This window comes from Leucobacter soli, from assembly GCF_042659205.1.
GTDB classification, from domain to species: Bacteria; Actinomycetota; Actinomycetes; order Actinomycetales; family Microbacteriaceae; genus Leucobacter; species Leucobacter soli.
In genome coordinates this window covers 1-3,555 of sequence record NZ_JBHSRW010000226.1, presented here as the reverse complement: position 1 = coordinate 3,555, position 3,555 = coordinate 1, and the positions used below count along the sequence as shown (strand labels likewise).

Annotated in this window: 3 protein-coding genes; all 3 read left to right on the top strand. The window is 71.9% G+C overall.

Annotated elements, in window-relative coordinates; translation table 11 throughout:
• A partial coding sequence (gene metE / locus ACFPZL_RS11215; protein WP_382335450.1) for a 5-methyltetrahydropteroyltriglutamate--homocysteine S-methyltransferase occupies positions 1–1,633 on the top strand: 1,633 nt, incomplete at its 5' end.
• 5 nt (positions 1,634–1,638) lie between these two features.
• Complete coding sequence (locus ACFPZL_RS11210; protein WP_236021675.1) at positions 1,639–2,829, top strand: uroporphyrinogen decarboxylase/cobalamine-independent methonine synthase family protein; 1,191 nt, start codon at positions 1,639–1,641, stop codon at positions 2,827–2,829.
• On the top strand, positions 2,826–3,555 hold a 730-nt coding region (locus ACFPZL_RS11205; protein ID WP_382335448.1), incomplete at its 3' end, for a methylenetetrahydrofolate reductase. The genes ACFPZL_RS11210 and ACFPZL_RS11205, both read left to right, overlap by 4 nt.

The window sequence follows — 3,555 nt, the reverse complement described above, 5'->3', positions numbered from 1 at the left end:
CTACGCCCGGCTCAGTGCCGGCTCTGGGGAGGGCGCCTCCAGTGCCGCGCGCCCGCGGATCCTTCTCGCCGCCCCCTACGGCGATGCGTCGAGCGCTCTGCTGCGCCTCGCCGCCCTGCCGGTCGAGGCCGTTCATGCGGATCTCGTGCGCGGCGCGCTGCCCGACGGTGCATACGACGGCGCGCTCGTCGCGAGCGCGTTCGCGGGTAAGCAGTTCGTCGCGGGTGTCGTCGACGGACGCAACATTTGGCGCACCGATCTGCGTGCGGCCTCGGACGCGCTCCAGGCGTTGCGATCCGCGGGTGTCGACGTGGTCGTCGGGACCTCGAACTCGCTGCAGCACGTGCCGCACGACGTCGAGGAGGAGACGAAGCTCGATGCGCGGCTGAGGTCGTGGCTCGCGTTCGCCGACCAGAAGGTCGGGCAGGTTCGCGTCCTCGCCCACGGCCTCGAACACGGCGCCGAGGCGATCGAGGCGGAGCTCGCCGACGCCGATCGGGTGCTCGCGGATCGCGCGGCGGCCCCGGGCGTGCGCGTCGACGACGTGCGCACCCGGGTCGCGAAGGTCGCCGATCCGGATCGTCGCCGTGCGGCCGAGCAGGATCGCCGCGACGCGCAGCGCGCGCTCGGAATCCCGCTGCTCGCCACGACCACGATCGGATCCTTCCCCCAGACCGCGGAGATCCGCAATGCCCGCGCGGCGTTCACGCGCGGCGAGATCGATCGCGATGCGTACGACGGGTTCCTGCGCGCAGAGATCGAGCGGGTCATTCGCCTGCAGGAGGAGATCGGCCTCGACGTCCTCGTGCACGGCGAGGCCGAGCGCAACGACATGGTGCAGTACTTCGCCGAGCACCTCGACGGGTTCGCCGTGACCGAGCACGGCTGGGTGCAGTCCTACGGCACCCGCGCGACCCGCCCGTCGATCCTCTGGGGCGATGTATCGCGCCCGGCGCCGATCACCGTCGAATGGTCCGCGTACGCGCAGTCCCTCACGGAGAAGCCGGTGAAGGGCATGCTGACCGGCCCCGTCACGATCCTCGCCTGGTCCTTCGTGCGCGACGACCAGCCGCTCGCCGACACGGCCGCCCAGGTGGCGCTCGCGCTGCGGGACGAGATCGACGACCTCGTGTCGGCCGGTATCTCGATCGTGCAGGTCGATGAGCCCGCGCTCCGCGAGCTGCTCCCGCTCGATGCGGAGCGCCAGCCCGCCTACCTCGACTGGTCGGTCGGCGCGTTCCGTCTCGCGACAGGGGGTGCCGCACCGGAGGTGCAGATCCACACGCACCTCTGCTACTCGGAGTTCGGCGAGATCATCGACGCGGTCGACGGGCTGGATGCGGACGTCACCTCGATCGAGGCCGCGCGCAGCCGCATGGATGTGGTCGAGCCGCTCGGGGAGCACGGCTACTCCCGCGGGATCGGCCCGGGCGTCTACGACATCCACTCGCCCCGCGTGCCCAGCGTCGCGGAGCAGACCGAACTGATCCGTCTCGCGGCGGATCGCATCCCCGGCGAGCAGCTGTGGGTGAACCCGGACTGCGGGCTCAAGACCCGCGGCTACGAGGAGACCGTGGCGAGCCTCACCAATCTCGTGCTCGCGGCGGCGGCCGTGCGCGAACCCGTAGAGTGACATCTGTGACGGACACGAGCGAGGCGCCGACGAGCGAGACGCGGTCGAACCAGACGCACGCGACGCACGCCTGGGGTCTGCTGCCCACCGAACCGGTGGGGTCGATGCCGCGCACCCTCCGTCTGCAGCAGGCCGTGCTGCAGACGGAGGCCTGGCTGCTGGGCGCTGACGAGCTCGCCGCGGAGCAGGAGGCGGCCGTCCGCGACACGCTGGATCGTCTCGCCGAGACGGGATCGCCGATCGTGAGCGACGGCGAGCAGCGCCGCTCGAGCTTCGCGACCTACCCTCTGGGCCGCGGCGATGCAGAGTCCGGCCCCGTCTTCGCCGTCTTCGCCGACGGGCATCACCGGGTGCTGCCGCGGCTCGTCCGTGCGCCGTTCCGGTTCCAGCGGTGGGCCGCCGACGACGTGCTCGCCGCTCGGCGGCTCACCGGGCTGCCGCTGAAGCAGGCGGTCATCTCGCCGTCGATGCTCTCGCTCATGCTCCCCGACGAGGGCATCGGGGAGTACACGCGGGACGAACTGCTCGAGGACGTCGTCGCCGGGTGCGCTGAGGACATCGCCCGTTGCTTCTCCGCGGGCGCGGCGCGGGTGTCGATCGACTTCACCGAGGGGCGGCTCGCTCTGCGCCGGGATCTGCGGGCGCCGTGGGCCGGCCCCGCCGCGCTACGAGGCTTCATCGAACTGGTCAACCGGGTGCTCGACCGTGTCGACCCCGGACTGCGTGACCGCATCGGGGTGCACACCTGCCCTGGCAACGATCGTGATTCGGCGCACAGCGACGATGTCGACTACGCGGCGCTGATCCCCGAATTGCTCCAGATCGAGGCGGGCTACTTCCTCGTGCAGGCGGCGAGCGAGAGGGATCCGCTGCGCGTGGCCCGGCTGATCGGCGACGAGCTCGCCTCGCGCGGCTCGGCGGGGCGACTGCCCCGGATCCTCATCGGCGTCACGGATCCGAGGAGTCCGAAGCTCGAGACCGCGGAGGAGGTGCGGGACGGGCTGCTCGCGGCCGCCCGCTTCATCCCCGCGGAGCGGCTCGGCTCCACCGACGACTGCGGATTCTCCCCGTACCTGGTGGATGAGAAGCCGCGGCACGGTTCGCCCGACTTCGCGAGGGACGTGGCCTTCGCCAAGGTCGCCGCTCGGGTGCGCGGCACCGCGCTCGCCGCCGAGGCGCTGGGGGCCGGCTCGTGAACGATCCGTCGCATCCGCTGCTGACCGGGAGCGCGTCCACGCGGGTGCGCTTCTCCTTCGAGGTGTTCCCCGCCCGCAGCCAGGCCGCCGCGCTCGCGCTCGGGCACGCGGTGCAGCACCTCTCGGCGAGCGGCCCCGACTTCATCTCCGTGACCTACGGCGCGAGCGGATCGAACCGCGACGCCTCGCTCGACCTGCTGAAGTATCTGCGCAACAACACCGATGCGCTGCCCATGGCGCACCTCACGACGGTCGGGCAGTCGCGCGACGAGCTGCGCACCGAGATCCTCGGAATGATGGATGCCGGCATCCACGACTTCCTCGCGCTCCGGGGCGACGCGCCCCGAGGCGTCCGGGAGGACGACCCGATCGTCACGGGCTCGCTCAGCTCCGCAGAGCTGATCGCGTTCATCGCCGAGGTCCGCGCGGAGCGGCCGCCGTTCACGAGCGTGGGGCGCACCTCGGTCGCGGTCTACCCGAACGGGCACCCGCTCTCCCGGTCGCGGGAGGCCGACATCGACTGGCTCGTCGAGAAGCAGGAGGCCGGGGCCCAGCTCGGCATCACGCAGCTCTTCTTCGAGGCTGAGGAGTACCTCTCCTTCGTCGCGGATGCGCGACGCGCGGGGCTCACTATGCCGATCCTGCCGGGACTGATGCCGGTGTCGACGAGCGCGCAGCTGCGCCGCGTGGCCGAGCTCGCCGGGCGCCCGGCGCCCGCAGGTCTGG